Genomic DNA, 26,855 nt, shown 5'->3' on the forward strand with positions numbered 1-26,855 from the left:
CCAGGGACCGCGCTCAGCGGTCGCTCAATCGGCCGCTGATCCACTGGAGCGTCGCGGGGATCTCGCGGCGCCAGGTGTTGAAGTTGTGGCCGCCGCTGTCGAGGATGATCGACGAGATCCGGGTCAGGTTCGTGGCCTGCACGCGCGCGATGAATTTCAGCGTGTCCTTGTAGTTGGTTTCTCCGATTTTGCTGCTGGTGACCAGCAGGGACGTGTTCGGAGCGGGTTCGTGCCCGAGGAGCCACCAGAGGTTCGCGCGGTCGCGGAGTCTTCCGTCGCCCTTGAAGAGATCACCGGTCGTCGGGTCGACGGGCGCCTTGTAGTACGCGGAGAGGCCCGCGCCGGCCGCGTACACGCCGGGGTGGTGCATCGCGAGCTTGAGCGCGCAGTAGCCGCCGGTCGAGTCGCCGATGATCCCCCAGCTGCCCGGCCCCCTGCCGACCCTGTAGTGCGCGTGCACGGCGTCAGGCAGGTCCTTGGCGAAGAAGGTCTCGGCCTGCGGACCGCGCGGGACGTCGACGCACTCGGTGTCCCGGGGCGGCGCGACCGTCGGCCGCAGCATCACCAGGATCATCGGCCGCATCCGCCCGTCCCTGGCCAGCTTCTGCGCCGTACGCGGGTAGTGCAGCTTGTCCACCAGTGACCGCGCGGTGCCCGGGTAGCCGGTGAGGACGACCGTCACGGGGAACGTGCGTGCGCGGTACTGCGGCTGGAAGTACTCCGGCGGCAGGTACACGTACGCGGGCGTGGCCATGTGCGTCGTACGGCCGACGATGTCGACCTTCTGCACCTGCCCGGTCGCGCGCGGCCCGGAGCCGCTCACCCCGTGCACCTGGGACGTGGAGACCACCTGTACCGGGCCGCGGCCCGCGCCGCCCGCCACATGGTCGACGACGACGCCCTGATCGGTCTCCCTGCCGAGCAGGTCGGCCCAGCTCGCATAGAAACCGAAGGCCTGGTTGACCGCTATCCCGAGACAGGCGAAAAGCGCGACCTGAGTGACCAGCAGAAGGCCGACGCGTCCGCTGACGGCCCGCCAGTTCCGTCTGGCCAGCCGGGGCCACAGCCACACCGTGCCGACGAACAGCAGTACCGCGAACAAGATCGTCAATGCCAGCGTCTTATCGCTCGTAAGTCCCATGAGGTGCTTCCTGCCTGCGCTTTCCCCCGTGGCGCCCGCCGCTTTCAACGAGGCTTGCCCTGGGCTTTCCTTGGCCTTTGACCCGGCTTTCCGGTGGGGAGTGAACCTCTCCCCCCGAGACACCGTCCTAGAGGGCGCAATGTCGCCGGATGCCCGAATCGGGCCCGGATCCAAGGTCTCTCGCAGAACTACGGGATGCGATGTCTGTCAGGATAGATGGGGAAATGTCGGGCGAGGTTCCGAGCCGATCAAGCCGGGCGCGGCGCATAGTCCGTGGTCCGCGCCCTGAGGCGGTCCCCGCTCTGGTCGGCAGGGCGTGCGCGGTCGTGGGCGTCCTGGACATCGCCGCGGGTGTTTTCCCGCGCTTCCGGCACAGCCGTATGCACGCCATGGCCGAGGTGCTGCCCGGGTCGCTGGGGCCGTTCGCCGCCGCGCTCTCGCTCAGCGTCGGCGTGCTGTTGCTGCTGCTCGCGCACGGGCTCAAGCGGCGCAAGCGCCGGGCGTGGCGGGCCGCGGTCGCGCTCCTGCCGGCCGGCGCGGTGTCGCAGTTCGTGTACCGGCACTCGGTCATCGGTGCCCTGGTCTCGCTGGCGCTGTTCGTGCCCCTGGTGCTCCACCGCGACGAGTTCAAGGCACTGCCGGACCCGCGCAGCCGGTGGCGCGCACTCGCCAACTTCGTACTCATGAGCGCCGGTTCGCTCGCCCTCGGCCTGGTCATCGTCAGCGCCCACCCGAAGCGCACGATCGGCGACCCGAGCCTGGCCGACCGCATCACACACGTCCTGTACGGCCTGTTCGGCTTCGAAGGCCCCGTCGACTACGAGGGATCGACCTCCTGGACGGTCGCCTTCTCGCTCGGCGCGCTCGGCCTGATCACCGCGATCACCACCATCTACCTCGCCTTCCGCCCCGAGCACCCGGCCGCGCATCTCACCGCGGAGGACGAGGCCTGCCTGCGCGCCCTCCTGGAGAAACACGGCGCCCGCGACTCCCTCGGCCACTTCGCGCTCCGCCGCGACAAGGCGGTGGTCTTCTCACCCAGCGGCAAGGCGGCGGTCACCTACCGCGTGGTCTCCGGCGTGATGCTCGCCAGCGGCGACCCGATCGGCGACGTCGAGGCCTGGCCCGGTGCCATCGAACGCTTCATGGACGAGGCCAAGGCCCACTCCTGGACCCCCGCCGTGATGGGCTGCTCGGAGACGGGCGGCGAGGTGTGGACCCGGGAGACCGGCCTGGACGCCCTCGAACTGGGCGACGAGGCGGTGGTGGACGTAGCGGATTTCTCGCTCGCCGGACGCGCGATGCGCAACGTGCGCCAGATGGTCAAGCGCATCGAGCGGGCCGGCTACGAAACCCGGGTGCGGCGCATCCGTGACCTCGGCGAGGCCGAGCTGGACCGTATCCGCCGGGCGGCGGAGGACTGGCGCGGCACCGACACCGAGCGCGGCTTCTCGATGGCCCTGGGCCGCATCGGCGACCCCGCCGACGGCGACTGCCTGATCGCCACCGCTCACAAGGCCGACGGGACACCCGGTCCCTACGGCGACCTCAAGGCGATCCTGCACTTCGTGCCCTGGGGCACCGACGGCGTCTCCCTCGACCTGATGCGCCGCGACCGCGCGGCCGACCCCGGGATGAACGAGCTGCTCATCGTGGCCGCCCTCCAGGCCGCCCCGAAGCTCGGCATCACCCGGGTCTCGCTCAACTTCGCGATGTTCCGTTCGGCGCTCGCGCGGGGCGAGAAGATCGGCGCGGGCCCGGTGCTGCGCGCCTGGCGCGGACTGCTGGTCTTCCTGTCGCGCTGGTTCCAGATCGAGTCGCTGTACAAGTTCAACGCCAAGTTCCAGCCGCGCTGGGAGCCGCGCTTCGTGGTCTACCGGGCCTCCGGCGACCTCCCGCGGATCGGCCTCGCCGCCATGCAGGCCGAGGGCTTCGTCAACCTCGCCCTCCCGCTGCCGCGCTTCCTGCGCCACGGCACCCCGGCCGCCCGCCCCTGTGCCCACGGCGTCGCCGAACAGGGCATACGAGCGGCATGACCCCATGACCGGCCCGAGCGGACGCCCCTCCCCCTCCAGCCCGCGGGCTCCGCTCGGGCCCACCCGAAGGCCACACGCCGGAGCCGCCGTTTCCTGGGCCTACGCTGAACGTATGAGCAACCACAGCGGACGTGGCCAGGTGGCAGGGCTTCCGGCATGGGACCGGTGCGCGGTCATGGGGGTCGTGAACGTCACCCCCGACTCCTTCTCCGACGGCGGCCGCTGGTTCGACACGACGATCGCCGTCAAGCACGGCCTCGACCTCGTCGCCGAGGGCGCCGACCTCGTCGACGTCGGCGGTGAGTCCACCCGCCCCGGCGCCACCCGTGTCGACGAGGACGAGGAGCTGCGCCGTGTCATCCCCGTCGTCCGCGGCCTCGCCGCCGAGGGCGTCGTCGTCTCCGTCGACACCATGCGCGCCCGTGTCGCCCAGCAGGCCCTCGCGGCCGGCGCGGCCCTCGTCAACGACGTCAGCGGCGGTCTCGCCGACCCCGACATGATCCCCGTCGTCGCCGAGTCGGGCGCCCCCTTCGTCGTCATGCACTGGCGCGGCTTCCTGGAGGGCGGCAACGTCCGGGGCGTGTACGACGACGTCGTCGCCGAAGTCCTCGACGAACTGCACGCGCGCGTGGACGCCGTCCTGGCCGGCGGCATCTCCCCCGACCGCATCGTCGTCGACCCCGGCCTCGGCTTCTCCAAGGACTCCGGGCACGACCTGACCCTCCTGGCCCACCTCGACCGGCTGCACGCCCTCGGGCACCCGGTACTCGTCGCCGCCTCCCGCAAGCGGTTCCTCGGCCGGGTCCTGGCCGGGCCCGAGGGGGCGCCCCCGCCGGCCAGGGAGCGCGACGCGGCGACGGCCGCCGTCTCCGCGCTCGCGGCGCACGCGGGCGCGTGGGCGGTGCGCGTGCACGAGGTGCGCGCCACGGCGGACGCGGTTCGGGTGGCACGCGCAATAGAGAGGGCGCACACGGGACCGGACACGCCGGGCGCGCACGCCTCACAGCCCGCGCACGCCTCACCGGCCTCGCAGCCCGCGCACTCCTCGCAGAACCCTCCCCGCCGCGCAGAGGGAGCCCGGTGAGCGCCCCCCACACGGACGTCGAGCAGGTCGAGGCCGCCAACACCGCCTTCTACGAGGCCCTGGAGCGCGCCGACTTCGAAGCGGTGTCCGGTCTCTGGCTCACCCCCGCCGACCTGGGCGTCGACGAGGAGTACCACGATCCGGCGGACACCGGCGTGGTCTCCTGCGTGCACCCGGGCTGGCCGGTGCTGACCGGCCGCGGCGAGGTCCTGCGGTCGTACGCGCTGATCATGGCGAACACCGACTACATCCAGTTCTTCCTCACCGATGTGCATGTCTCCGTCACCGGCGACACCGCCCTGGTGACCTGCACGGAGAACATCCTCAGCGGCGGCCCGGCCCCCACGGGCGGGCAGGAGCTCGGCCCGCTGGTAGGTCAGCTGGTCGTCGCCACGAACGTGTTCCGGCGCACCCCGGACGGCTGGAAGCTCTGGTCCCACCACGCCTCCCCGGTGCTGTCCGAGACCGACGAGGACGAGGACGACGACACGCCCTCCTGAGCGACCGTGCCGGCCCGCGCGGTCCGCATGGCGCAAGAAGTGGCTGGAATCACGAACTCGCCGGTAGGTCCGGCTACCGGCCCGTGAGCCGCCGGGTTCTCCAGGGAAAACGCGCGATGAACCCTGGCGACCCCGGCGCGGGCCGCCGCCCCGTGACCCGGCTCTGTCAGTGCCCGCAGGTAGATTCGTCTGAGGCCGGTCGATCGCCCGCACATGATGCGACCTCGCCGTTACCGACGATTGCAGGAGTGATTCGCGTGGATCGTGTCGCGCTGCGCGGCCTGAAGGCCCGCGGGCACCACGGTGTCTTCCCCAAGGAGCGCGAGGAGGGCCAGACCTTCCTCGTGGACGTCGTCCTTGGCCTGGACACCCGGCCTGCGGCGGCCGACGACGACCTGACGAAGACCGTGCACTACGGCGTGGTGGCCGAAGAGGTCGTCGCCGTGGTCGAGGGGGAGCCGGTGAACCTGATCGAGACGCTCGCCGAGCGGATCGCACAGGTCTGCCTCAAGCACGAGGGGGTAAGAGAGGTCGAGGTCCAGGTCCACAAGCCGGACGCGCCCATCACCGTCCCCTTCGACGACGTCACCGTCACCATCACCCGGAGCCGAGTATGACCGCATCCTCTCTGCGGGGTCCCAGCGACCCGACCGTTCAGCCGGTGCCCGCCTCCGTCGTCGAGCAGGTCGACGCCGCCGACACCACCCTCTCCAACCCCAAACGCGCCGTGGTCGCCCTCGGCTCCAATCTCGGCAACCGCCTGGAGACCCTGCAGGGCGCCATCGACGCCCTGGAGGACACCCCCGGCGTCCGCATCAAGGCCGTGTCGCCGGTGTACGAGACGGAGCCGTGGGGCGTCGAGCCCGGCAGCCAGCCGACGTACTACAACGCGATCGTGGTGCTGAAGACCACCCTCCCGCCGTCCTCGCTGCTGGAGCGGGCGCACGCGGTGGAGGAGGCGTTCAACCGGGTGCGGGACGAGCACTGGGGCCCGCGCACCCTGGACGTCGACATCGTCGCGTACGCGGACGTCGTCTCCGACGATCCGCAGCTGACCCTCCCGCACCCGCGGGCCCACGAGCGCGCCTTCGTGCTGGCGCCCTGGTACGACGTCGACCCCGAGGCACAGCTGCCCGGCCGCGGCACGATCGCCGACTTGCTGGCGGTCGTCACCCGGCACGGTGTGGAAGCACGTGCGGACCTGGAACTCCGACTGCCCGAGTAGTCGTTAAGGTCGACACGACCACATCGCTGCGGGGGGAGCTGAAGGAACACAGTGAAAGAGCTGCGGATCAGGGTGCTGGCCGGCGTGTTCGTCGTGGCCGGGGTGCTGTCCTGGGCGGGGGCCCGCCTGTGGAACTCGGTGGGGACCCTGCCCAGCGTGCCGGTGGCCGCCCCGATCGTCCTCGCCCTGATCGCCGTGGTCCTGCTCGCCACGGCGCTCTCGCTGCGCGCCCGCCTCCGGGCCCAGCGCGAGCGCCGCCCGGGCGCCAAGGGCGTCGACCCGCTGATGGCCGCCCGCTCGGTCGTCTTCGGCCAGGCCAGCGCCCTGGTCGCGGCCCTGGTCGCCGGCATGTACGGCGGCACGGGCGTCTTCCTGCTGGAGCTCCTCGACCTCCCCGCCCGCCGCGACCAGGCCCTCTACGCGGCCTTCTCGGTGGTCGCCGGCATCGGTGTCATAGCGGCGGCGATGTTCCTGGAGCGGGTGTGCAAGCTCCCGGAGGACGACGACAACCACCACAGCGGGGCCGAGCCGGTCGCCTGAGCCCCGCCCGGGGAAGGTCAGCGCGCCAGTATCAGGCTCATCGCCTCGGCGCGGGTCGTGGCGTCCCTGAGCTGGCCGCGGACCGCCGAGGTCGTCGTCTTGGCCCCCGGTTTGCGGATCCCACGGACCGACATGCACATGTGCTCCGCCTCGACGACGACGATCACACCCCGGGCCTCCAGGATCCGCATCAGGGAGTCGGCGACCTGGGTAGTGAGACGTTCCTGCACCTGCAGACGACGGGCGAACACCTCGACCAGACGCGCGAGCTTGGACAAGCCCGTGATCTTGCCGGTCTCCGCCGGGATGTAGCCGACATGGGCGACGCCGTGGAACGGCAGCATGTGGTGCTCGCACAGGCTGACGATCTCGATGTCCTTGACCAGGACCATCTCGTCGTGACCAAGATCGAAGGTCGTCGTCAGGACCTCTTCGGGCTGCTGGTAGTTCCCGGCCAGCAACTCTCGGTACGCCCGCGCCACCCGCGCCGGAGTCTCCCGTAGCCCTTCACGGTCGGGGTCCTCGCCTACCGCGATCAGGAGTTCGCGTACGGCGTTCTCGGCGCGTTTCTCGTCGAATTCACCGATGGTGCCCTCGCCGTCCAGGGTCACGGGGTCGGTCATCTGGGTGCCTCGTTCCTTAGGGCGGGCGCCTGTGGGTCACGCGCCTCATCTGCGGGCATACCGAAAAGCCGCGCCCCCCAGGCTAGATCCTGAGGGGCGCGGCATCCATTCCGAGCCGGGCGAGACCGGTGTGAGTCAGCTCTCGGGACGGTCCTCCGGGGCCTTCTCGACCGCCGGGGCGGACTCGGCCGCCGTGGACTTCGCGGTGCTGATCGCCGGCGTCGCGCCGTTCGCCCCGTTGGTCAGTGCGAGCTCCCTCGGGGAGAGCACCGGCGGACGGGTGGACGGCGTACGGCGGGAGGAGCCGGTCCACGCGGGCCGCGCGGGCCGCTTGTGGAGTGCCGCGAAGATCTCGGCGATCTCCTCCTTGCCCAGGGTCTCCTTCTCCAGGAGCTGGAGCACCAGGTTGTCGAGGACGTCGCGGTTCTCGACCAGGATCTCCCAGGCTTCGTTGTGCGCGTTCTCGATGAGCTTCTTCACTTCCTCGTCCACCAGGGCGGCGACCTCTTCCGAGTAGTCGCGCTGGTGGGACATCTCACGGCCGAGGAAGGGCTCGGTGTTGTCGCCGCCGAACTTGATCGCGCCGAGACGCTCGGTCATGCCGTACTGCGTGACCATCGCGCGGGCGGTGGCCGTGGCCTTCTCGATGTCGTTCGCCGCACCGGTGGTCGGGTCGTGGAAGACCAGTTCCTCGGCCGCGCGGCCGCCCATCATGTAGGCGAGCTGGTCGAGCATCTCGTTGCGCGTGGTCGAGTACTTGTCCTCGTCCGGCAGGACCATCGTGTAGCCGAGGGCACGGCCGCGGGACAAGATCGTGACCTTGTGGACCGGGTCGGAGTTCGGGCAGGCCGCCGCGACCAGGGCGTGGCCGCCCTCGTGGTACGCGGTGATCTTCTTCTCCTTGTCCGACATGATCCGGGTCCGCTTCTGCGGGCCCGCGACCACGCGGTCGATCGCCTCGTCGAGCATCTGGTTGTCGATGAGCTTGCGGTCGCTGCGGGCCGTGAGCAGCGCCGCCTCGTTCAGCACGTTCGACAGGTCCGCGCCGGTGAAGCCCGGCGTGCGGCGGGCGACCGCCGCGAGGTCGACGTCGGGCGCGACCGGCTTGCCCTTCTGGTGGACCTTGAGGATCTCCAGACGGCCCAGCAGGTCCGGCGGGTCGACCGCGATCTGGCGGTCGAAACGGCCCGGGCGCAGCAGCGCCGGGTCGAGGATGTCGGGCCGGTTCGTCGCGGCGATGAGAATCACACCGCCCTTGACGTCGAAGCCGTCCATCTCGACGAGCAGCTGGTTCAGGGTCTGCTCGCGCTCGTCGTGACCGCCGCCGAGGCCGGCGCCGCGATGGCGGCCGACCGCGTCGATCTCGTCGACGAAGACGATCGCCGGGGCGTTCGCCTTGGCCTGCTCGAAGAGGTCGCGGACCCGGGAGGCACCGACACCGACGAACATCTCGACGAAGTCGGAACCGGAGATCGAGTAGAAGGGCACCCCCGCCTCGCCGGCGACGGCACGCGCGAGCAGCGTCTTGCCGGTGCCGGGACGGCCGTAGAGGAGCACGCCCTTGGGGATCTTGGCGCCGACCGCCTGGAACTTGGCCGGCTCCTGGAGGAACTCCTTGATCTCGTGGAGCTCCTCGACGGCCTCGTCACAGCCCGCGACGTCCGCGAACGTCGTCTTCGGGGTGTCCTTGGTGATGAGCTTCGCCTTGGACTTGCCGAAGTTCATGACCCGGGAGCCGCCGCCCTGCATCTGATTCATCAGGAACAGGAAGACGACCACGATGAGGACGAAGGGGAGCAGGGAGAGCAGGACACCGACAAAAGCGTTCTGCTTGGTCGGCGCGACGGTGTAACCGTCGGGGATTTGCTTGTCCTGGAATTTGGTCTGCAGGGTGTTGGCGATGGTCACGCCCTGGTCGCCGATGTAGCTCGCCTGGATCTTCGAGCTGCCGTCGACCTTCTCGCCGTTCTTGAGCGTGACCTTGATGGTCTGCTCGTCACCGGTGGTCAGCTTCGCCGATTCCACCTTGTTGTTGTTGATCGCCGCCACGACTTGGCCGGTGTCTACCGTCTTGTAGCCGCCGGACGAGCCGACAACCTGCATCAACACGACCACGGCAAGGACGGCCAGCACGATCCACATGACCGGCCCACGGAAGTATCGCTTCACGTCCATCCATACGGAGCGTGTCGCCCCGTCCCTCCTGCCATAGTGAGTTTGATAAGACAGTTCTTCTGACGGTACCCCAGCATGAGTGCCCGAAGCCGCACGGAGCGACTCGGACGACTGGTAAACCCGTCTCTGCATGCTCCAACGGCGCGAAACCCGCTGGGGTTCCCGATCGTCTTACGCAAGTGGACCCCTCGGCGTCTCAGCCGGGGTTCAGCCGCCGTAGACGTGAGGCGCGAGCGTACCGACGAACGGAAGATTGCGGTACTTCTCGGCGTAGTCGAGGCCGTAGCCGACGACGAACTCGTTGGGAATGTCGAACCCGACCCACTCGACGTCGATGGCCACCTTGGCCGCGTCCGGCTTGCGCAGCAGGGTGCAGATCTTCAGGGTCTCGGGCTCGCGGGAGCCGAGGTTGTTGATCAGCCAGGACAGGGTCAGTCCGGAGTCGATGATGTCCTCGACGATCAGGACGTGCCGGCCCTTGATGTCGGTGTCGAGGTCCTTGAGGATCCGCACCACACCGGAGGACTGGGTGCCCGCGCCGTAGGACGACACGGCCATCCAGTCCATGGTGACAGGGGTGGACAGCGCCCGGGCGAGGTCCGCCATGACCATCACGGCGCCCTTGAGGACGCCGACGATGAGCAGGTCCTTGCCCGCGTACTCCGCGTCGATCTTCGCGGCCAGCTCGGCCAGCTTCGCGTCGATCTCTTCCTTGGTGATGAGTACCCGCTGGAGATCGGCACCCATGTCTTTCGCGTCCACCCGCATCACTTTCGGTCGTCCCACCGGCGGAGCCCGGACCCCGGGGGGTACGGAATCAGCCTTGCCGGATCACCAGTCTGCCACCCTGGCGCTGGGCCACGACCTTGCCGGGGAGATTGATGGCTCCCTGACCGCGCCAGCCGGTGATCAGCCGGTCGACTTCCTCGATGTGCCGGGCGAAGAGCGAACCGGCCGGTGCGCCCGCCTCGATGGCCGCGCGGCGCAGGATCCGGCGGCGGACGGCGGGCGGCAGGGCGTAGAGCTTGGCGCACTCCAGCAGACCCGCGGCGTCCCGGACCGAGGCCTCGGCCTGGCTGGCCCAGGTGTCCAGGGCGTCGGCGTCGTCGCGGGAGAGCTGGGCGGTACGGGCGAGGGCCTCGACGACGCCCTTGCCCAGGGCTTTCTCCAGCGCGGGCAGGCCCTCGTGGCGGAGCCGGGAGCGGGTGTAGGCCGGGTCCGCGTTGTGCGGGTCGTCCCAGACCGGCAGGGACTGGACCAGGCAGGCCTTGCGGGCGGTCTGCCGGTCCAGCTGGAGGAACGGGCGGCGGTAACGGCCGTCGGCCCCCGAGACCGCGGCCATTCCGGACAGGGAGCGGATGCCCGAGCCGCGGGCGAGGCCGAGCAGGACGGTTTCGGCCTGGTCGTCTCTGGTGTGGCCGAGCAGGACCGCGGTGGCGCCGTGCCGCTCGGCGGCGGCGTCCAGGGCGGCGTAGCGGGCGTCCCGGGCGGCTGCCTCGGGCCCGCCGTCACGGCCGACGGTCACGGTGATCGACTCGGCCGGCTCCAGGCCGAGTTCGCGCAGCCGTAGGACGACTTCCTCGGCCCGCAGGTCGGAGCCGGGCTGCAGGCCGTGGTCGACGGTGATGCCGCCCGCGCGGACGCCGAGCTTGGGGGCCTCGAAGGCGAGGGCGGAGGCGAGCGCCATCGAGTCGGCGCCACCGGAGCAGGCCACGAGGACGAGCGGGGAGGGGGGCCGCTCGTTCGGTGACTGTTCCGGGATGTCTCCGACGGGGCGCGTGAGGCGCGCGACGATGCGCCCACCGGCGCGTTCACCGGTGGTACGGCTGCATCGGCTGGTGTCGGTGAGGATGTCGTGGAGGACGCGGCGGACCGCCAGGCGTATCGCCGCGACCGCAGGATGGGGACCCATGTCCGGTTCCCTTCATGAAGTTTTCGGGGGGTGAACCCGAGATCGGTCACTCAGAGTGTGTCGATGGTGACAGAAACGGGCCGTACCCCGAGCATCGCACGCCTACCCATCGCTCACGGTCCCTCGGACGGGTGATTGAAGGGGCGTTCGCCTGCCGTAGGCGGAATCCGATTCACCACACCTGCGTCGGTTCACGACTCGGCCTTGCGATGCACCCGCGCGACCCAGTCCGCCGGTTTGGCGATCTCCACCTTGGTCGGCAGGGTGTTCGGGGAGGTCCACACCCGGTTGAAGCCGTCCATGCCGACCTGTTCGACGACGGCCCGCACGAACCGCTCGCCGTCCCGGTACTGGCGGAGTTTGGCGTCCAGGCCGAGCAGCTTGCGCAGGGTCATGTCCAGCCGGGAGGCGCCCTTGGCACGCCGCTGCTGGAACTTCTCACGGATCTCGGCGACGGTCGGTACGACCGCCGGTCCGACCCCGTCCATGACGAAGTCGGCGTGGCCCTCCAGGAGGGACATGACGGCGGTGAGCCGGCCGAGGATCTCGCGCTGGGCCGGGGTCTGCACGAGTTCGACGAACGACCGACCGCCGTCGTCCTCCTCGGCCTCGGGGCGGCTCCCGGCGAGCGACTGGGCGGCGTCCCGGACGCGTTCGAGGACGGTCATCGGGTCGACGTCGGTCTCCGACAGGAACGCCTGGATCTCGCCCTCCAGATGGGCGCGCAGCCAGGGCACCGCCGAGAACTGGGTGCGGTGCGTCTCCTCGTGCAGGCACACCCACAGGCGGAAGTCATGGGGCTGTACGTCGAGTTCGCGCTCCACGTGGACGATGTTCGGAGCGACGAGCAGCAGCCTCCCGCCACCGTGCTCGTCCGCTGGGAGGTCGCGGGAGGCGGGGGCGAAGGTCTCGTACTGGCCGAGCACCCGGGACGACAGGAACGACAGCAGCATGCCGAGTTCCACGCCGGTGACCTTGCCGCCGACCGCGCCCAGGACCGCGCCGCCCGGGCTGCCGGCCCGCCGCTCCTGCATCTTGTCCAGCAGCGGCTTGAGGAGTTCACGGAACCCGGCGACGTTCGCCTTCACCCAGCCCGGGCGGTCCACCACCAGGACGGGGGTGTCGTGAATGTCGTCGTTCCCCATACGAGTGAAGCCCCGGACGTGTTCCTCCGAGGCCTTCGCGTGCCGCCGCAGCTCCGCGACGATGGCCCGGGCCTCGTCGCGGCTCACCTCGGGGCCCGGCCGCACGAGCCGGGTCGCGGTCGCCACCGCGAGATTCCAGTCGACCATCCCAGAAGAAGCAGCGCCACCGATGCTCGTCATGCGTCAACCGTACGTTAGCGCTCCCCCTTGGGGCAGGCCGTGGAGATTGGTGGAGGTGCGGCTGTTTTGTGCGGTGGGCGGGGTTGGTGGTGCTTGCGCCGGCCGATGCGGGCGTCCCGCCGGCCGATGCGGGCGTCCGTCCGCAGCGGCCGGGCGCGGCGGTTCACAGGCCCGCCAGCGCCGTCGCCGTCCGGTCCAGTGCCGCCTGGGCCTCCGCCGGACTCGTCGTGTCTGCCGCGAGGAAGGCGAACGCCAGCAGGCGGCCGTCCTTGTCGACGACGGTGCCCGCCAGGGTGTTGACGCCGGTCAGAGTGCCGGTCTTCGCGCGTACGACGCCGGCCGCGCCGTCCGTGTAACGGCTGCTCAGGGTGCCCGTGAAGCCGGCCACCGGGAGGCCGGTGAGGACCGGGCGCAGGCCCGGCCGGTCCGCGTCGGCGGCCTTGACGAGCAGGGCGGTGAGCAGGTTCGCCGTCAGCCGGTCGTCACGGTTCAGGCCGCTGCCGTCGTGGAAGGAGGCGCCGGTCATCGGCAGGCCCAGCTTGGCGAGTTGGGCGTCGATCGCGGCGGCTCCCCCGTCGAAGCTGGCCACCTTGCCGCTCGCGAGCGCGGTCTGGCGGGCCAGGGCCTCGGCGATGTCGTTGTCGCTGTTGGTCAGCATGCGCTCGACGATCGCGGAGAGCGGCGGCGAGGAGACGGCGGCGAGGGTGTCGGCCCGGCTGCTCGCCTTGGAGGTGCCGGGCGCCGAGGTCTTGATGCCGGCCTCCGTCAGGAAGCCGGCGAACTTCTGCGCCGCGTCGGCCGCCGGGTCGCTCACCCGGGCCACCGGCCCCTCGACGGAGCCGTCGGTGCGGGCCTCGTCGGCCATGAGGGGGCTCACGCGCGCGAGGTTGTCGTTGACGCCGATGGGGTGCAGGTCGGGGCCGCTGTAGAGCGTGGTGTCGTACGAGAGCGTGATCTGTTTGATGCCCCGCGCGGTCAGCGATCTGGCCGTCTCGGTGGCGAGGGTGCGCAGGCTGGCCCAGCCGTCGGCATTTTTGCGGGCGGTCAGGGTGGGGTCGCCGCCGCCGACCAGGACGACCTCCCTGGTGCCGGGTTCGAGGGCCACGCGCGTGGTGATGCGGTGGTCGGGGCCGAGCGCGGAGAGGGCGGCGACGGCGGTGGCGATCTTGGTGGTGGAGGCGGGGGTGAGGGCGGTGTCGGCGCCGGCGCCGTAGAGGCGCGCACCGGTGGCCACGTCGACGACCACGGCGGTGCGGGTGTCGCCGAGCGCCGAGGCGTCCAGAAGGGGCCCCAGGAGGTCCGTGACGGCCGTTCCGGCGATTCCGGCGGGCTCCCCGCTCGGCGCCGACTTCACGGTGTTCATGGCGGCGCCCAGGCCCGTCAGGACGGATCCGGCGCTGGGCGCGGGGGTGGGTTCTCCCGCGGCGATGCCGGAACCGTGATCTGCGCCACCCGTGTGTTCCAGGGCGGCGGCGCGGTTCCGCTCGGCCGTACGCTGACCGTCGGCGTCCCAGGGGCCCGCCGCGGTCACCGCACCGGCGGCCAGCGCGAGCCCGGCCGTGGCGGCGCCCGCGGTGTACTGCCAGGTCCTGAAGGTCCGAGGACGAGGGGGGCGGACCAGGGTGGCGGGCCGGGGTCCGGTCACGCGCCTGATGCGTGCCAACTGCGGTCCCACTGCCCGCGTCAACCGCTTGACCTGCGGTTTCGCGGCGGTCACCACGCGTGTCAGACGCGGACGCACGGCACCCGCGATCTTCCGCACACGCGGTTTCGCGGACTGCCAAGGCCTCAGCTCTGGCACGACCACCAGCCCCTTTCGCGATCACACACCTGCGTGAGGGACACTTAACCACCAGAACTATGTGTTGATCATGGAGGAGCCACCGGTGGAGTTCGACGTCACGATCGAGATCCCGAAGGGTTCGCGGAACAAGTACGAGGTGGACCACGAGACCGGTCGGATCCGCCTGGACCGTCGTCTCTTCACCTCGACCGCCTACCCGACCGACTACGGCTTCGTCGAGAACACCCTCGGCGAGGACGGCGACCCGCTGGACGCGCTGGTCATTCTTGACGAGCCGACGTTCCCGGGCTGCCTCATCAAGTGCCGCGCGATCGGCATGTTCCGGATGACGGACGAGGCCGGCGGCGACGACAAGCTGCTGTGCGTCCCGGCCACCGACCCGCGCGTGGAGCACCTGCGCGACATCCACCACGTGTCGGAGTTCGACCGCCTGGAGATCCAGCACTTCTTCGAGGTCTACAAGGACCTGGAGCCCGGCAAGTCCGTCGAGGGCGCCAACTGGGTGGGCCGCACCGACGCCGAGGTGGAGATCGAGCGGTCGTACAAGCGCTTCAAGGAGCAGGGCGGTCACTGATCCAGTCCGCGCACGGGAAACGGGCCGCACGCACGCGTGCGGCCCGTTTTTCGTGTCAGCCGGCCCGCGCGGGCCGGTTTTCGGTGGCCGCTGTGTGGTCACGCGCATACTGAGGCGTACGTGAAGTAGTCGTTCAGGGAGCGTTACGACGGTGACGGAGGAGGAGGACCGCAAGCCCCGGTCGGACGAGGCGCGGTACGACCCGGAGATCACGTCCGAGTTCGCCCTTCCGGCGGGCATCGCGGTCCCCGAGGCCGGCGTCGAGCCCGAGACCACGTCCGAGTTCGTGGTGCCGGAGGGGCTGGCGACGCCACAGCCGGTGACCGGCGAGCCCGAGGGCTCGGCGTTCAGCATGCCAAGGACCTACAGCGCCTTGGACGCCCCGCCCGCCTTCACGCCCGCCTCCGGGTTCCCCGCGGTCAGTCTCGTCAAGGACGCGCCCTGGCAGGACCGGATGCGCACGATGCTGCGCATGCCGGTGACCGAGCGGCCGGCGCCGGAGCCGGTGCAGAAGGCCGAGGAGGGCGGTCCTGCCGTTCCGCGCGTGCTCGACCTGACGCTGCGTATCGGGGAGTTGCTGCTGGCGGGCGGCGAGGGCGCGGAGGACGTGGAGGCCGCGATGTTCGCGGTCTGCCGGTCGTACGGCCTCGACCGGTGTGAGCCTGGCGTCACCTTCACGCTGCTGGCGATCTCCTACCAGCCCTCCCTCGTCGAGGACCCGGTGACGGCATCCCGGACGGTACGGCGGCGCGGGACCGACTACACGCGTCTGGCCGCCGTCTTCCGGCTCGTGGACGACCTCACCGACCCCGAGACCCATGTCTCTCTGGAGGAGGCCTACCGGCGGCTCGCGGAGATCCGCCGCAACCGGCACCCGTACCCCGGCTGGGCGCTGACCGGCGCGAGCGGGCTGCTCGCCGGGGCCGCCTCGGTGCTCGTCGGCGGTGACTACCTGGTGTTCGTGGCGGCCGCGATCGGCGCGATGCTCGGCGACCGGCTGGCGTGGCTGTGCGCGGGGCGCGGACTGCCGGAGTTCTACCAGTTCATGATCGCCGCGATGCCGCCGGCCGCGATCGGGGTGGCGTTCGCGCTCGCCCACGTCGATGTCGCGGCGTCCGCCGTCGTCACCGGTGGACTGTTCGCGCTGCTGCCCGGGCGGGCCCTCGTCGCGGGCGTCCAGGACGGGCTCACCGGCTTCTACATCACCGCCTCCGCGCGCCTGCTGGAGGTCATGTACTTCTTCGTCGGCATCGTCATCGGCGTGCTGACGATCCTGTACTTCGGCGTGAAGCTGGGCGGCCGGCTCAACCCCGACGCGACGCTGATCGGCTCCGAGCGGCCGCTGCTGCAGATCGCCGCGTCGATGGTGCTGTCGCTGACCTTCGCGGTACTGCTCCAGCAGGAACGATCCACCGTGCTGGCTGTGACCCTTAACGGCGGTGTGGCGTGGTGCGTCTACGGCGCGATGCACTACGCCGGGGAGATCTCGCCGGTCGCCTCCACGGCCGCGGCGGCCGGGCTGGTGGGGCTGTTCGGGCAGCTGCTGTCGCGGTACCGGTTCGCCTCCGCGCTGCCGTACACGACCGCGGCGATCGGGCCGTTGCTGCCGGGGTCGGCGACCTACTTCGGGCTGCTGTCGATGGCCCAGAACGAGGTCGACAAGGGGCTGGTGTCGCTGGCCAAGGCGGCGTCGCTCGCCATGGCCATCGCCATCGGGGTCAATCTGGGGTCGGAGATCTCGCGGTTGGGGCTGCGGGTGGGCTCGGCGGGCAAGCGGCGGGCCGCGAAGCGGACGCGGGGGTTCTGAGCGCGTCAGTCTGCGCGCCGCAGCCTGAGCGCCTCGGGGGGCGCATCGGTCCGTGCGCGACCGCAGGTCGTGAGGGTTGATCGCGCAGTTCCCCGCACCCCCAAAAAGCAGGGCGTTGCCACTTACGGTGCTCGGTAGTGGTCCTCGCTGTACGGGTACTGCTGCTGGCCGTAGCCGTTCTCGCCGTAGTACGGCTGCTGCTGGTACGGCTGCTGCGGCTGGCCGTACTGCGGCTGCGGCTGCGGCTGGCCGTACTGCTGCTGCGGAGGCTGCTGCTGGGGCGGCTGCTGCTGGCCGTACGTCGGGTCGATCCTGCGGAGCTGGGTCGTCGCGTCGTCCATCATCGGCGGGGCGGGGTGCTGCGGGAGCGGCTGCTCCGTCGGCGTCGCCTTCCTGCTCTTCGAGCGGGCCCGCAGGAACTCGATGATGATCGGGACCACCGAGACGAGGACGATCAGGATCAGGATCGCCTCGATGTTGTTCTTGACGACGTCGATCTTGCCGAGCCAGGAGCCGAGCAGGGTGACACCGGCGCCCCAGAGGACACCGCCGATGACGTTGAACACCAGGAACGAGCGGTAGGCCATGCCGCTGACGCCGGCGATGATCGGCGTGAACGTGCGGATCACCGGCACGAAGCGGGCCAGGATCAGGGACTTCGGGCCGTGCTTCTCGAAGAACTCGTGCGCCTTGGCGATGTTCTCCTGCTTGAAGAGGCGGGAGTTCGGCCGGTTGAAGAGCGACGGGCCGACCTTCTTGCCGAACATGTAGCCCGCCTGGTCGCCGAGGATCGCGGCGACGCAGATCAGGGCGATGGCGCCCCACAGGGGGAAGTCCAGCTGGTTCGAGGCGATCAGCAGGCCGCAGGTGAACAGCAGGGAGTCACCCGGCAGGAAGAAGCCGATCAGAAGGCCGGACTCGGCGAAGACCACCAGGAGCAGACCCCAGATACCGAACGAGTCGAGAAGTTGGTTCGGATCCAGCCAGCTCGGGCCGAGGGCGAGCGTCATCACGGTTCCGGGCTCCTGTGGGGTGAAGGCACTACGGGTTCCTTGTGCGGCCGCACAAAGCTATCAACGCAATGTGTCCACCCCAGGTTCCACCGGTGGATCCAGGATGCACTGTGCCCGCCCTGGGGAATAGCTGTGGACATGGGTATCGAAGAATACGGCGGCGGTCAGGGGCCCCAGCCCGATGTGCTGGTGGTCACCACGAACGACGTTCCGGGGTACCGGGTGCGGGAGGTCATCGGCGAGGTCTTCGGGCTGACCGTGCGCTCCCGGCACCTGGGCAGTCAGATCGGCGCGGGTCTGAAGTCGATGATCGGCGGTGAGCTGAAGGGGCTGACGAAGACGCTCGTCCAGACCCGCACGCAGGCGATGGAGCGGCTGGTGGAACAGGCACGCGCGCGTGGCGCCAACGCCGTGCTGGCCTTCCGGTTCGACGTGACCGAGGCGGCGGACGCGGGGACCGAGGTGTGCGCGTACGGCACGGCCGTCGTCGTCGACAAGCTCGACTAGCCCGACCGGGCCCGGCTCGCCCAGGCCTGGACGGACGCCGGGTCACGTCGTGTGCCGTACCGCGTTCGCCTCGATCGCCCCCTTCAGGTGTTCGGCCAGGCCCGGGGCCATCGAGTCGTAGAACGCCTTGAAGCGCTCGTCGGACACGTACATCCCGGCGAGACAGCGGTGCATCTCGTACGGGCAGTCGTAGAACCAGGCCGAGATGTGCCGCCGGTGTTCCTCGGCCATGTCCATGGCCCGCGCGCCGGTCGGCGGCTCGGCCTGGTTCACCAGGGCGGCGTAACGCTCGCCCCAGTCGTCGACCTCGGCCTTCATGCGCTGCCAGTCGGCCTTGGTGTAGCGGGCGGCCCGGCGCTGCGACTCGGCGTAGGCGTCGGTGCCGCCCCAGCGCTGCTCGGCCTCCTCGGCGTACTGCTCGGGGTCCTTGTCGCCGAAGACCTCGAAGCGTTCCTCGGGCGTGAGGTTGATGCCCATCCTGCGTGCCTCCATGGCGTGCTCCACGGCCTCGGCCATCTTCCGCAGCTTCTCGATCCGGGCGGTCAGCAGTTCGTGCCGGCGGCGCAGCTGCGCGCGCGGGTCCGCTTCCGGGTCGTCGAGCAGGGCCGCGACCTCCTCGAGCGGGAAGCCGAGCTCCCGGTAGAACAGGATCCGCTGCAGCCGGTCGAGGTCGGCGTCGCCGTACCGCCGGTGTCCGGCGAGGCTGCGCTCGCCCGGGACCAGCAGGGAGATCTCGTCGTAGTGGTGCAGGGTGCGCACGGTGACGCCGGCGAATCGGGCGACCTGTCCTACGGAGTAGCTCACTTCCGCTCCTTTCCGTGCTCCACCTTGGGTCCTCACGTCACGTGAGGTGCAAGTCCGTCGGGTTCGGGGCCTCCCGGCGGCCGTTTCCTCCAGGAGGTTGTGCCTGTTTTGCCCGCTTATGGTGGGGCCGTGGCCCAGGACACCGCGCGGCAGGCGCTCCCCACCCCGCCCTCGGCCCCCGCGCGTGCCCTGCTGCCGCTGATCCTGCCCGCCCTGGTCGTCGGGGTCGGCAGCAGCCTGCTGTACCTGGTGGTGAGCTCGCTGGCGGAGCGGTTGCAGCACGTGCTCTGGAACAACCTGCCGGACGCGCTCGGCATCGGGCGGTACTCGGTGCTGTGGATGCTGGTGATGCTGACCGCGACCGGTGTCGCGGTCGGGCTGGTGGTGTGGAAGGTGCCCGGGCACGCGGGGCCCGATCCGGCCACCCTGGGCCTGGAGGCGGTGGCGCTGCCTCCCGTCGTCCTGCCGGGGCTGCTGCTGGCGACCGTGCTGATGCTGGCGGGCGGGCCGAGTCTCGGCCCCGAGAACCCGATCATCGCCGTGAACGTGGGGCTGGCGCTGTGGCTGGGACGCCTCGCGATGCCCCGGCTGCCGGGCTCGCTGTGGCCCGCGCTGGCCGACGCGGCCACCCTCGGCGCGCTGTTCGGTACGCCGGTGGCGGCGGCCCTGGTGATCTCCGAGGCACTGGCCGGCAAGCCGCTGAAGGGGGCGCTGTGGGACAACCTCTTCGGGCCGCTGATGGCCGCGGGCGCGGGAGCGATGACGACGGCCCTGGTGGCCCGTCCTGCCCTGGACCTCGGGCTGCCCGCGGTCGGCCGGCTGCGCTGGGCCGATCTGCTGGCGGCCCTGGTGATCGCCCCCGTGGCCGCGCTGCTCGGCATGCTCGCCGTCTACGCCTTCCCATACGTCCACGGGGCCTTCCGGCGCCTCGGGCACCCCATGGTGGCTCTTCCGGCCGGCGGTGTGGTTCTGGGCCTCCTGGGCGCGCTGGGCGGCCATCTGACGCTCTTCAAGGGGCTGGACGAGGTCGCGGAGCTGGCGAAGGACCCGACGAGCTGGTCGGCCGGGCAGTTCGCGGTGATGACGGTCGTCAAACTGGCCGCGCTTTTGGTGGCCGCCGCCTGCGGTTTCCGCGGTGGCCGGATCTTTCCGTCGGTTTTCATCGGCGCGGCCCTCGGGCTGTGCGCCCACGCCCTGGTGCCCGCCGTCCAGCCCTCGGTGGGCGTGGCGGCAGGTGTGCTGGGCATGCTGTTGGCGATCACCAGACAGGGCTGGGTGAGCCTGTTCACGGCCTCCGTGCTGGTGGCCTCACCGACGATCCTCGCCCTGCTGTGCATCGCGTCGCTCCCCGCCTGGCTGCTGGTGACCGGACGGCCGAAGATGCAACTGCGGGCGGACGGCACGGCCCTGCGGTGAACTTTCTGAAGCCGAAACTTGTGAAACAGCTCTAGGAGGCACCTGTCATGCCGCTCCACAAAGGATCCGGGAAGCACCGCGAGCGCTCCATGTCCGTCAACCCGTTCTTCGGTGAGGCGAACCCGGTCGCCGGCATGGCCGAGGCCCCGCCCACCCACCGGCTGCCGGACGGCCCGCTGCCGCCCTCGACCGCCTACCAGCTGGTCCACGACGAGCTGATGCTGGACGGCAACGCCCGGCTGAATCTGGCCACGTTCGTCACCACCTGGATGGAACCGCAGGCCGGGATCCTGATGGCGGAGTGCGACGACAAGAACATGATCGACAAGGACGAGTACCCGCGCACCGCCGAGTTGGAGCAGCGCTGCGTGGCGATGCTCGCCGACCTGTGGAACGCGCCGGATCCGGCCGGCACCATCGGATGTTCGACGACGGGCTCCAGCGAGGCCTGCATGCTGGCCGGGCTGGCGATGAAGCGCCGCTGGGCGCAGCGCAACACCGACCGCTACCCGGGCACCGCCCGGCCCAACCTGATCATGGGCATCAACGTCCAGGTCTGCTGGGAGAAGTTCTGCAACTTCTGGGAGGTGGAACCGCGGTTCGTGCCCATGGACGGCGACCGCTACCACCTGGACCCGCAGGCCGCCGCCGAGCTGTGCGACGAGAACACCATCGGGGTGGTCGCCATCCTCGGCTCCACCTTCGACGGGTCCTACGAGCCGGTCGCCGACCTCTGCGCCGCCCTGGACGCCCTCCAGGAGCGCACCGGCCTCGACGTCCCGGTCCATGTCGACGGCGCGTCCGGCGCGATGATCGCGCCCTTCCTGGACGAGGACCTGGTGTGGGACTTCCGTCTCCCGCGGGTGGCGTCGATCAACACCTCGGGGCACAAGTACGGCCTGGTCTACCCGGGCGTCGGCTGGGCGCTGTGGCGCGACAAGGAGGCGCTGCCCGAGGAGCTGGTCTTCCGGGTCAACTACCTGGGCGGCGACATGCCCACCTTCGCCCTCAACTTCTCCCGCCCCGGCGCCCAGGTGGTCGCGCAGTACTACACGTTCCTGCGCCTCGGCCGGGACGGCTACCGCGCGGTGCAGCAGGCCTCGCGGGACGTGGCGACGGGGCTCGCTACACGTGTCGAGGCGCTCGGCGACTTCCGGCTCCTCACCCGGGGCGACGAACTGCCCGTGTTCGCCTTCACCACCGCCGACCACGTGACGTCGTACGACGTCTTCGACGTCTCCCGGCGGCTGCGCGAGAGCGGCTGGCTGGTGCCGGCGTACACCTTCCCGGCGAACCGGGAGGACCTGTCCGTGCTGCGGGTGGTGTGCCGCAACGGCTTCTCCAAGGACCTGGCCGAGCTGTTCCTGGAGGACCTGACCCGGCTGCTGCCCGAACTTCGCCGGCAGCCGCATCCGTTGACCAGGGACAAGGGCGCGGCCACCAGCTTCCACCACTAGCGGCTAGGAGGCCTGCTCCAGGGCCACGAGTTCGAACGCCGTCTTCCCGTCCAGGGACTCGCGGACGATGTCGGCGTGACCCGCGTGCCGGGCGAGTTCGCGGATCAGGTGGAGGCAGACCCAGCGCATGGAGACCCGGCCCTCCGGCGGGAACCAGGGCTGGGGCGGGAGCGGGAAGGTGTCGTCGAGGCTGGGGACGGAGCGGATGAACTTCTCCGTCTCGGCGGCGACCTCCTCCCAGTAGGCGAGCTGCGAGGCCACCGTCTCGTCGCCGACCAGCTGGAAGGTCTCGTGCCAGTTCGACTGGTCACGCTCGATCGCCGGCGGCTCCTGCTTGGCGCGGGCGATCCAGCTCTGCTCGACCTCGGCGACGTGCTTGAGCAGGCCCGCCAGGGTCAGCTCGCTCGCGCTCGGCCTGCTCGCCGCCTGCTCGTCGGTCAGGCCGAGCAGCGCCCGGCGGATGCCGCCGCGCTGCTCCTCGATGAAGGCGAGCAGTGCTCCGCGCTCGTCGCCCTGTGCTTCGGCGGAAACGTGAGTGACCATGACCGGCAGCCTTTCCTCGGATCGTGTTGCCCTGACACCGACGAAGCTACGGGCCCTTTAGGACAGATCGCGTCCTAAAGGGCCCGTCACGGCTGAACTCGTCGGGGGGCTAGAACGGGAAGCCGCTCCGGCCGTGCTGGACCGAGATCCACTTCAGGGTGGTGAAGGAGTCCACAGTGGTCTCGCCGTTGAGGCGGCCGAGGCCGGAGTGCTTCTCGCCGCCGAAGGGGACGACGGGCTCGTCGTGGACCGTGCCGTCGTTGACGTGGAACATGCCGGTGTCGATCTGCTTGGCGAAGGACACGCCCCGCTCGATGTCACCGGTGTGGACCGCGCCGCTGAGGCCGTACGGGGTGTCGTTGACGAGGCGTACGGCCTCCTCCTCGCCGTCGAACGGGATGAGGAAGGCGACCGGGCCGAAGACCTCCTGCCGGAGCAGGTCGGAGTCGGCCGGGACGTCGGTGAGGACCGAGGGCTCGACCAGGTTGTCGGTGGTCGTGCCGTGCAGCAGGGCCGTCGCGCCCTCGGCGATGGCCTGCTCGACCGTGGCCGAGATCGACTCCGCCTGCTGGGAGTTGATCAGCGGGCCGATGACGGTCGCCGGGTCGCTCGGGTCGCCGGCCTTGAGCGTCTTCACCTTGGCGACGAACTTCTCGGTGAACTCGTCGGCGATCGAGCGGTCGACGAGCACGCGGTTGGCGGCCATGCAGACCTGGCCCTGGTGGACGTACCGGCTGAAGACCGCCGCGTCGACCGCGTAGTCGATGTCGGCGTCGTCGAGGACCACGATCGCGCTGTTGCCGCCCAGTTCGAGCACCGAGCGCTTGAAGAGCGAGGCGCAGACGGTGGCCACGTGCCGGCCGACCTTGTCGGAGCCGGTGAAGGAGATGACCTTGGGGATCGGGTGCTCGATGAAGGCGTCGCCGATCTCCGCGATGTCGGTGACGACGACGTTGAGCAGGCCGCCCGGCAGGCCCGCGTCCTCGAAGAGCTTCGCGACCAGGGTGCCGCCGACGATCGGGGTGTTCTGGTGCGGCTTGAGGACCACGGCGTTGCCGAGCGCGAGCGCCGGGGCGACCGACTTGATCGACAGCAGGAAGGGGAAGTTGAAGGGGCTGATCACGCCCACGACACCGACCGGCACGCGGTAGACGCGGTTCTCCTTGCCGTCCACCGGGGAGGGCATGATCCTGCCCTCGGGGCGCAGCGCCCACTGGATCGACTCGCGCAGGAACTCCTTGGCGAGGTGCAGCTCGAAGGCGGCCTTCAGCCGGGTGCCGCCGAGCTCGGCGATGATCGCCTCGGATATCTCCGCCTCGCGCTCCTCGATGAGGCGCAGGGCCTTCTCGAAGACGGCACGGCGGGCGTAGGGATTGGTGGCGGCCCACTGCTTCTGGGCGCGCGCGGCGGCCTGGTAGGCCTGATCTATCTCCTCGACCGCGGCTATCGTGATCGACGCGAGCTTCTCCCCGTCGTACGGGTTGAAGTCGATGATGTCCCAGGAGCCGGTCCCAGGGCGCCACTCACCGTCGATGTACTGCTGGGCCAGGTCGGTGAAATAGGACGACATGTGATCCCTCGATCCCCTGCTGCGTCGGCAGTCGATGCAGACACCCGATCCACATCCACATCACGGTCTGATCACGCGTCATCGTACTTGCGTGACAGGGGAGTTGGGACATCAGTTCGCGATCTCCCGGCGGGGTCGAGGGTAATCCCCCGGTACGTCGATATATCTACGACAGCTGGAGCAGCCCGCGCAGCAGGTCCCGGCTCTCGTCCGGTCCGGGGCTGTCCTGCTGGAGCTCCTTGAGCGCCTGCTCGTACTGGGCGACGTCCTCGCGCTTGTCGAGGTAGAGGGCGCTGGTGAGCTGCTCCAGGTAGACCACGTCGGACAGGTCGGACTCCGGGAAGCTCAGGATCGTGAAGGAGCCGCCCTCGCCGGAGTGGCCGCCGAAGCTGAACGGCATGATCTGGAGCCGTACGTTGGACCGCTCGGAGATCTCGACGAGATGCTGGAGCTGACCCCGCATCACCTCGCGGCTGCCGTAGGGCCGGCGCAGGGCGGCCTCGTCGAGGACGATATGGAAGTCGGGGGCGTTTTCGGCCACCAGGTACTTCTGCCGCTCCATGCGCAGGGTGACCCGGCGCTCGACATCCTCCTCGCTGGCCCCCTTCATGCCGCGCCGCACCACGGCGCGCGCGTACTCCTCGGTCTGGAGGAGGCCGTGCACGAACTGCACCTCGTACGCGCGGATCAGATGTGCCGCGCCCTCCAGGCCGACATAGGTGGGGAACCAGCTCGGCAGGACGTCCGAGTAGCTGTGCCACCAGCCCGCCACGTTGGCCTCCCGGGCGAGGGACACGAGCTGTTCGCGCTCGGCCTCGTCGGTGATGCCGTACAGCGTCAGCAGGTCTTCCACGTCCCTTGTCTTGAAGCTCACCCGGCCCAGCTCCATACGGCTGATCTTCGATTCGGAGGCACGGATCGAGTACCCCGCGGCCTCGCGGGTGATGCCCCGGGCCTCACGCAGCCGCCTGAGTTGCGAGCCGAGCAGCATTCGCCGCACCACCGATCCGGGCTCTCCCGCGCTCACGTTCGCCAGCCTCCCCAACCGTCTTCAGGGCCCGCAGTCTGCCACTAAAACACTCCGAGCAGTACTCGTCCGGTTACGGAAACGGAAAGCGGACAAAGTTTAAGCACAGGAAGTTGCAAGCAGGTAGTGAGCCATCGGCTGCAAGTTGGCGGAAAAAATGGCCAACAAGCGGTACGGGAGGGTCCAATTCGGTCGCGTGCACGTGCATCTGCCCTTGCATCTGCTGTGCGCATCCGAAACCATGGTCCCGCGCCACCGCTGCATCGCAACGACCGCGAATTCCCGGGAGTGCCTCGCATGGGGACGAATGGATCGACCATGCTCAAGCCATTACGGCAGGGCCTTCCGCCGCTTGATCCCGCGGCCGTGTCCAACGCCGCCTCCTGCGCCCTGCCGGCCCGCTACGAAGCGGTGCGTGAGGCCCGGCTGTTCACCCGGAGAACACTCGACCAGTGGGACGTCGGCGAGCGCTTCGACGACGTCTGCCTGGTCGTCTCGGAACTCGTCACCAACGCCCTGCGGCATGCGGTGCCCGGTGAGTCCGAGCACCCCGTCGCGCCGCAGGCGCCGGCCGTGCGGCTGCACCTGATGCGGTGGACCGAGCGGCTGGTGTGCGCGGTGCGCGACCCGAGCCACGGCACCCCCGTCCCCGGGGACTCCGACGACTCCTCGGCGGAGTCCGGCCGCGGGCTGTTCCTGGTCGACTCCTTCAGCGACAGCTGGGGCTGGCACCCGCTGGCGGGCACGCTCAGCGGCAAGGTCGTATGGGCCCTGTTCCGGCTGCAGCCCACCGAATAGGAAACCCGGCGTCTTCGGACGCCGGGTTTCTACGCGCGTTACCGTGCACTCTGCGATGAATGCGCCGGGTTTCTCCTGATACGCCCGGCCTCAGCTCACTATCAGGTGATCGAACTCGCCGTCCTTGACGCCGAGAAGCATCGCCTCGATCTCCGCGCGGGTGTAGACGAGCGCGGGGCCGTCCGGGAAGCGCGAGTTGCGGACCGCCACGTCACCGCCCGGCAACCGCGCGAACTCGACGCAGGAACCCTGCGAGTTGCTGTGCCTGCTCTTCTGCCAGGCCACTCCGTCCAGCTGCGTCGCAGCCATGCCGTTGTACACGTCAAACCCCCCGTACACGCCGTCAACGTCGAGGTCCACAGGTCGCTCCCCGGTGGTGCACTAACTGGCTGATGTGGCCATTGATGCTGCGGTCAACTGTCCCGGATCATAACCCTGTTCACGTGCAGATGCATGAGCAGATGCACGTGCACGCGGGGTGTTCCTCCGGTTACAGCTTTGACGCCCGCTTTACCCAAGCTGTTCCAGCGTCTGCCCCAGAGCTGCACAGACATGCGACCGCCGGCCTCGTCCATGATCTTGCGCGCCACCATCTGCGCCGGGTCGTCCGGATCGAACCCCTCATGTACTAGGAAGAGACGCGTACCGCGGCCCTGGTGTTCCAACGTCCATGTGATGGTCCAGTGAGCGAGATTGGCCGGATCGGGATCGGACCACTGGACGGACGGCATCCACTCCGGGTCGCAGGCGGGAAACCGCTCGTCGACGAGGCCGGATAAGCGGGTACCGGGACGGTGGACCGACCTCATCCGGTACCGGTGACCGACCTCGAGACGGAAGTTCACGGCCCCCTGCATCTGCCGCTGCACGAGCAGATCGGGCTCCGCCAGGGCGCGCCAGACCTTCGCGGGCGGATGCGGAAGGAACCGGTCCACGCGAATGGTAGATCACGCCCGCCCGGGCCGGCGGGTTGG

General features: G+C 70.0%; 26 protein-coding genes. 12 read left to right on the top strand and 14 right to left on the bottom strand.

The annotated features are described in order from the left end of the window. Nucleotides 1-13: 13 nt before the first annotated feature. Entirely contained in the window at nucleotides 14-1,141 is a 1,128-nt protein-coding gene (locus ACGFZQ_RS42740) for an alpha/beta hydrolase (RefSeq protein WP_393844977.1), read from the bottom strand. A gap of 224 nt (nucleotides 1,142-1,365) precedes the next feature. On the opposite strand from ACGFZQ_RS42740, the gene ACGFZQ_RS42745 reads away from it, so the two are divergent. The 6 genes from ACGFZQ_RS42745 to ACGFZQ_RS42770 all read left to right on the top strand — a co-directional run bounded on the left by ACGFZQ_RS42745 (nucleotide 1,366) and on the right by ACGFZQ_RS42770 (nucleotide 6,526). Next, nucleotides 1,366-3,177 (top strand): phosphatidylglycerol lysyltransferase domain-containing protein, encoded by a 1,812-nt coding sequence (locus ACGFZQ_RS42745; protein WP_393844978.1) that lies wholly within the window; start codon nucleotides 1,366-1,368, stop codon nucleotides 3,175-3,177. Nucleotides 3,178-3,289: 112 nt separating this feature from the next. Next, nucleotides 3,290-4,261 carry a dihydropteroate synthase gene (folP, locus tag ACGFZQ_RS42750; protein ID WP_393844979.1) on the top strand — a complete coding sequence of 324 codons (972 nt, stop codon included), beginning with the start codon at nucleotides 3,290-3,292 and terminating at the stop codon, nucleotides 4,259-4,261. Next, nucleotides 4,258-4,761, top strand: coding sequence for a nuclear transport factor 2 family protein (locus ACGFZQ_RS42755; protein ID WP_382533895.1), 504 nt, complete (start codon nucleotides 4,258-4,260; stop codon nucleotides 4,759-4,761). The genes folP and ACGFZQ_RS42755 overlap by 4 nt, the downstream gene beginning before the upstream one ends. A 257-nt stretch (nucleotides 4,762-5,018) precedes the next feature. Continuing rightward, the gene (folB, locus tag ACGFZQ_RS42760; RefSeq protein WP_351748877.1) at nucleotides 5,019-5,378 is read left to right on the top strand and encodes a dihydroneopterin aldolase; all 360 of its coding nucleotides are present in this window, start codon (nucleotides 5,019-5,021) and stop codon (nucleotides 5,376-5,378) included. Then, nucleotides 5,375-5,986 (top strand): 2-amino-4-hydroxy-6-hydroxymethyldihydropteridine diphosphokinase, encoded by a 612-nt coding sequence (gene folK / locus ACGFZQ_RS42765; RefSeq protein WP_351712122.1) that lies wholly within the window; start codon nucleotides 5,375-5,377, stop codon nucleotides 5,984-5,986. Before folB ends, folK begins: the two co-directional genes overlap by 4 nt. Nucleotides 5,987-6,037: 51 nt before the next feature. Then, a complete protein-coding gene (locus ACGFZQ_RS42770; RefSeq protein ID WP_382533900.1) occupies nucleotides 6,038-6,526 on the top strand; it encodes a DUF3180 domain-containing protein in 489 nt (162 codons plus the stop codon). Nucleotides 6,527-6,543: 17 nt separating this feature from the next. Here the strand turns inward: ACGFZQ_RS42770 and folE are convergent, their stop codons facing one another. From folE to dacB, 6 genes are all read right to left on the bottom strand, one after another. Further along, nucleotides 6,544-7,149 (bottom strand): GTP cyclohydrolase I FolE, encoded by a 606-nt coding sequence (gene folE, locus ACGFZQ_RS42775; protein WP_351712118.1) that lies wholly within the window; start codon nucleotides 7,147-7,149, stop codon nucleotides 6,544-6,546. Between the two features lie 135 nt (nucleotides 7,150-7,284). Beyond that, on the bottom strand, nucleotides 7,285-9,324 hold the full coding sequence (gene ftsH, locus ACGFZQ_RS42780; RefSeq protein WP_382533902.1) for an ATP-dependent zinc metalloprotease FtsH: 2,040 nt from the start codon (nucleotides 9,322-9,324) through the stop codon (nucleotides 7,285-7,287). 207 nt (nucleotides 9,325-9,531) lie between these two features. Next, nucleotides 9,532-10,092: a hypoxanthine phosphoribosyltransferase gene (gene hpt / locus ACGFZQ_RS42785; protein WP_351747268.1), complete on the bottom strand. Its 561-nt coding sequence runs from the start codon at nucleotides 10,090-10,092 to the stop codon at nucleotides 9,532-9,534. A gap of 49 nt (nucleotides 10,093-10,141) precedes the next feature. Beyond that, on the bottom strand, nucleotides 10,142-11,236 hold the full coding sequence (gene tilS, locus ACGFZQ_RS42790) for a tRNA lysidine(34) synthetase TilS (RefSeq protein WP_393844980.1): 1,095 nt from the start codon (nucleotides 11,234-11,236) through the stop codon (nucleotides 10,142-10,144). A 191-nt stretch (nucleotides 11,237-11,427) separates the two neighbouring features. Beyond that, nucleotides 11,428-12,561, bottom strand: a complete 1,134-nt coding sequence (locus ACGFZQ_RS42795) for a zinc-dependent metalloprotease (protein ID WP_393844981.1) — start codon at nucleotides 12,559-12,561, stop codon at nucleotides 11,428-11,430. A 163-nt stretch (nucleotides 12,562-12,724) separates the two neighbouring features. Further along, a complete protein-coding gene (gene dacB / locus ACGFZQ_RS42800) occupies nucleotides 12,725-14,323 on the bottom strand; it encodes a D-alanyl-D-alanine carboxypeptidase/D-alanyl-D-alanine-endopeptidase (RefSeq protein WP_393844982.1) in 1,599 nt (532 codons plus the stop codon). A 124-nt stretch (nucleotides 14,324-14,447) separates the two neighbouring features. Between dacB and ACGFZQ_RS42805 the strand changes: the two genes are divergently transcribed. Then, nucleotides 14,448-14,939: an inorganic diphosphatase gene (locus tag ACGFZQ_RS42805; protein ID WP_046730908.1), complete on the top strand. Its 492-nt coding sequence runs from the start codon at nucleotides 14,448-14,450 to the stop codon at nucleotides 14,937-14,939. A 151-nt stretch (nucleotides 14,940-15,090) separates the two neighbouring features. Beyond that, nucleotides 15,091-16,746 (top strand): threonine/serine exporter ThrE family protein, encoded by a 1,656-nt coding sequence (locus ACGFZQ_RS42810; protein ID WP_393844983.1) that lies wholly within the window; start codon nucleotides 15,091-15,093, stop codon nucleotides 16,744-16,746. Nucleotides 16,747-16,868: 122 nt separating this feature from the next. Here the strand turns inward: ACGFZQ_RS42810 and ACGFZQ_RS42815 are convergent, their stop codons facing one another. Beyond that, nucleotides 16,869-17,756: a DedA family protein gene (locus ACGFZQ_RS42815; RefSeq protein ID WP_393845067.1), complete on the bottom strand. Its 888-nt coding sequence runs from the start codon at nucleotides 17,754-17,756 to the stop codon at nucleotides 16,869-16,871. Nucleotides 17,757-17,897: 141 nt separating this feature from the next. Between ACGFZQ_RS42815 and ACGFZQ_RS42820 the strand changes: the two genes are divergently transcribed. Further along, the gene (locus ACGFZQ_RS42820; protein ID WP_351747169.1) at nucleotides 17,898-18,266 is read left to right on the top strand and encodes a YbjQ family protein; all 369 of its coding nucleotides are present in this window, start codon (nucleotides 17,898-17,900) and stop codon (nucleotides 18,264-18,266) included. A gap of 42 nt (nucleotides 18,267-18,308) precedes the next feature. On the opposite strand, the gene ACGFZQ_RS42825 is transcribed toward ACGFZQ_RS42820, so the two are convergent. Then, the gene (locus ACGFZQ_RS42825) at nucleotides 18,309-19,070 is read right to left on the bottom strand and encodes a MerR family transcriptional regulator (protein WP_393844984.1); all 762 of its coding nucleotides are present in this window, start codon (nucleotides 19,068-19,070) and stop codon (nucleotides 18,309-18,311) included. Between the two features lie 129 nt (nucleotides 19,071-19,199). Here ACGFZQ_RS42825 and ACGFZQ_RS42830 point away from each other — a divergent pair, with 129 nt between their 5' ends. Continuing rightward, the gene (locus ACGFZQ_RS42830) at nucleotides 19,200-20,486 is read left to right on the top strand and encodes an ion channel protein (RefSeq protein WP_393844985.1); all 1,287 of its coding nucleotides are present in this window, start codon (nucleotides 19,200-19,202) and stop codon (nucleotides 20,484-20,486) included. Nucleotides 20,487-20,533: 47 nt separating this feature from the next. Then, complete coding sequence (locus ACGFZQ_RS42835; RefSeq protein ID WP_393844986.1) at nucleotides 20,534-21,943, top strand: glutamate decarboxylase; 1,410 nt, start codon at nucleotides 20,534-20,536, stop codon at nucleotides 21,941-21,943. 3 nt (nucleotides 21,944-21,946) lie between these two features. On the opposite strand, the gene ACGFZQ_RS42840 is transcribed toward ACGFZQ_RS42835, so the two are convergent. The 3 genes from ACGFZQ_RS42840 to ACGFZQ_RS42850 all read right to left on the bottom strand — a co-directional run bounded on the left by ACGFZQ_RS42840 (nucleotide 21,947) and on the right by ACGFZQ_RS42850 (nucleotide 25,047). Continuing rightward, nucleotides 21,947-22,486 carry a DinB family protein gene (locus tag ACGFZQ_RS42840; protein WP_393844987.1) on the bottom strand — a complete coding sequence of 180 codons (540 nt, stop codon included), beginning with the start codon at nucleotides 22,484-22,486 and terminating at the stop codon, nucleotides 21,947-21,949. A 109-nt stretch (nucleotides 22,487-22,595) separates the two neighbouring features. After that, nucleotides 22,596-24,056 (bottom strand): aldehyde dehydrogenase family protein, encoded by a 1,461-nt coding sequence (locus tag ACGFZQ_RS42845; protein ID WP_351747178.1) that lies wholly within the window; start codon nucleotides 24,054-24,056, stop codon nucleotides 22,596-22,598. 166 nt (nucleotides 24,057-24,222) lie between these two features. Further along, on the bottom strand, nucleotides 24,223-25,047 hold the full coding sequence (locus ACGFZQ_RS42850) for a helix-turn-helix transcriptional regulator (protein ID WP_351747270.1): 825 nt from the start codon (nucleotides 25,045-25,047) through the stop codon (nucleotides 24,223-24,225). A 333-nt stretch (nucleotides 25,048-25,380) separates the two neighbouring features. Between ACGFZQ_RS42850 and ACGFZQ_RS42855 the strand changes: the two genes are divergently transcribed. After that, complete coding sequence (locus tag ACGFZQ_RS42855) at nucleotides 25,381-25,881, top strand: ATP-binding protein (RefSeq protein WP_393844988.1); 501 nt, start codon at nucleotides 25,381-25,383, stop codon at nucleotides 25,879-25,881. 90 nt (nucleotides 25,882-25,971) lie between these two features. Here the strand turns inward: ACGFZQ_RS42855 and ACGFZQ_RS42860 are convergent, their stop codons facing one another. Together ACGFZQ_RS42860 and ACGFZQ_RS42865 are read right to left on the bottom strand one after the other, a co-directional pair. Next, nucleotides 25,972-26,241: a DUF397 domain-containing protein gene (locus ACGFZQ_RS42860; RefSeq protein WP_351712088.1), complete on the bottom strand. Its 270-nt coding sequence runs from the start codon at nucleotides 26,239-26,241 to the stop codon at nucleotides 25,972-25,974. Between the two features lie 53 nt (nucleotides 26,242-26,294). After that, nucleotides 26,295-26,816 (bottom strand): SRPBCC domain-containing protein, encoded by a 522-nt coding sequence (locus tag ACGFZQ_RS42865; protein WP_393844989.1) that lies wholly within the window; start codon nucleotides 26,814-26,816, stop codon nucleotides 26,295-26,297. Nucleotides 26,817-26,855: the final 39 nt, after the last annotated feature.

The sequence above is a fragment of the Streptomyces sp. NPDC048254 genome (assembly GCF_043201895.1).
Lineage (GTDB): Bacteria > Actinomycetota > Actinomycetes > Streptomycetales > Streptomycetaceae > Streptomyces.

Coding starts and splice junctions, on each gene's coding strand:
- ACGFZQ_RS42740 (WP_393844977.1), bottom strand. CDS start 1,141: ATGGGACTTACGAGCGATAAGACGCTGGCATTGACGATCTTGTTCGCG.
- ACGFZQ_RS42745 (WP_393844978.1), top strand. CDS start 1,366: ATGTCGGGCGAGGTTCCGAGCCGATCAAGCCGGGCGCGGCGCATAGTC.
- folP (WP_393844979.1), top strand. CDS start 3,290: ATGAGCAACCACAGCGGACGTGGCCAGGTGGCAGGGCTTCCGGCATGG.
- folK (WP_351712122.1), top strand. CDS start 5,375: ATGACCGCATCCTCTCTGCGGGGTCCCAGCGACCCGACCGTTCAGCCG.
- folE (WP_351712118.1), bottom strand. CDS start 7,149: ATGACCGACCCCGTGACCCTGGACGGCGAGGGCACCATCGGTGAATTC.
- ftsH (WP_382533902.1), bottom strand. CDS start 9,324: ATGGACGTGAAGCGATACTTCCGTGGGCCGGTCATGTGGATCGTGCTG.
- hpt (WP_351747268.1), bottom strand. CDS start 10,092: ATGCGGGTGGACGCGAAAGACATGGGTGCCGATCTCCAGCGGGTACTC.
- tilS (WP_393844980.1), bottom strand. CDS start 11,236: ATGGGTCCCCATCCTGCGGTCGCGGCGATACGCCTGGCGGTCCGCCGC.
- ACGFZQ_RS42795 (WP_393844981.1), bottom strand. CDS start 12,561: ATGACGAGCATCGGTGGCGCTGCTTCTTCTGGGATGGTCGACTGGAAT.
- ACGFZQ_RS42815 (WP_393845067.1), bottom strand. CDS start 17,756: ATGACGCTCGCCCTCGGCCCGAGCTGGCTGGATCCGAACCAACTTCTC.
- ACGFZQ_RS42820 (WP_351747169.1), top strand. CDS start 17,898: ATGGGTATCGAAGAATACGGCGGCGGTCAGGGGCCCCAGCCCGATGTG.
- ACGFZQ_RS42835 (WP_393844986.1), top strand. CDS start 20,534: ATGCCGCTCCACAAAGGATCCGGGAAGCACCGCGAGCGCTCCATGTCC.
- ACGFZQ_RS42840 (WP_393844987.1), bottom strand. CDS start 22,486: ATGGTCACTCACGTTTCCGCCGAAGCACAGGGCGACGAGCGCGGAGCA.
- ACGFZQ_RS42845 (WP_351747178.1), bottom strand. CDS start 24,056: ATGTCGTCCTATTTCACCGACCTGGCCCAGCAGTACATCGACGGTGAG.
- ACGFZQ_RS42850 (WP_351747270.1), bottom strand. CDS start 25,047: ATGCTGCTCGGCTCGCAACTCAGGCGGCTGCGTGAGGCCCGGGGCATC.
- ACGFZQ_RS42855 (WP_393844988.1), top strand. CDS start 25,381: ATGGGGACGAATGGATCGACCATGCTCAAGCCATTACGGCAGGGCCTT.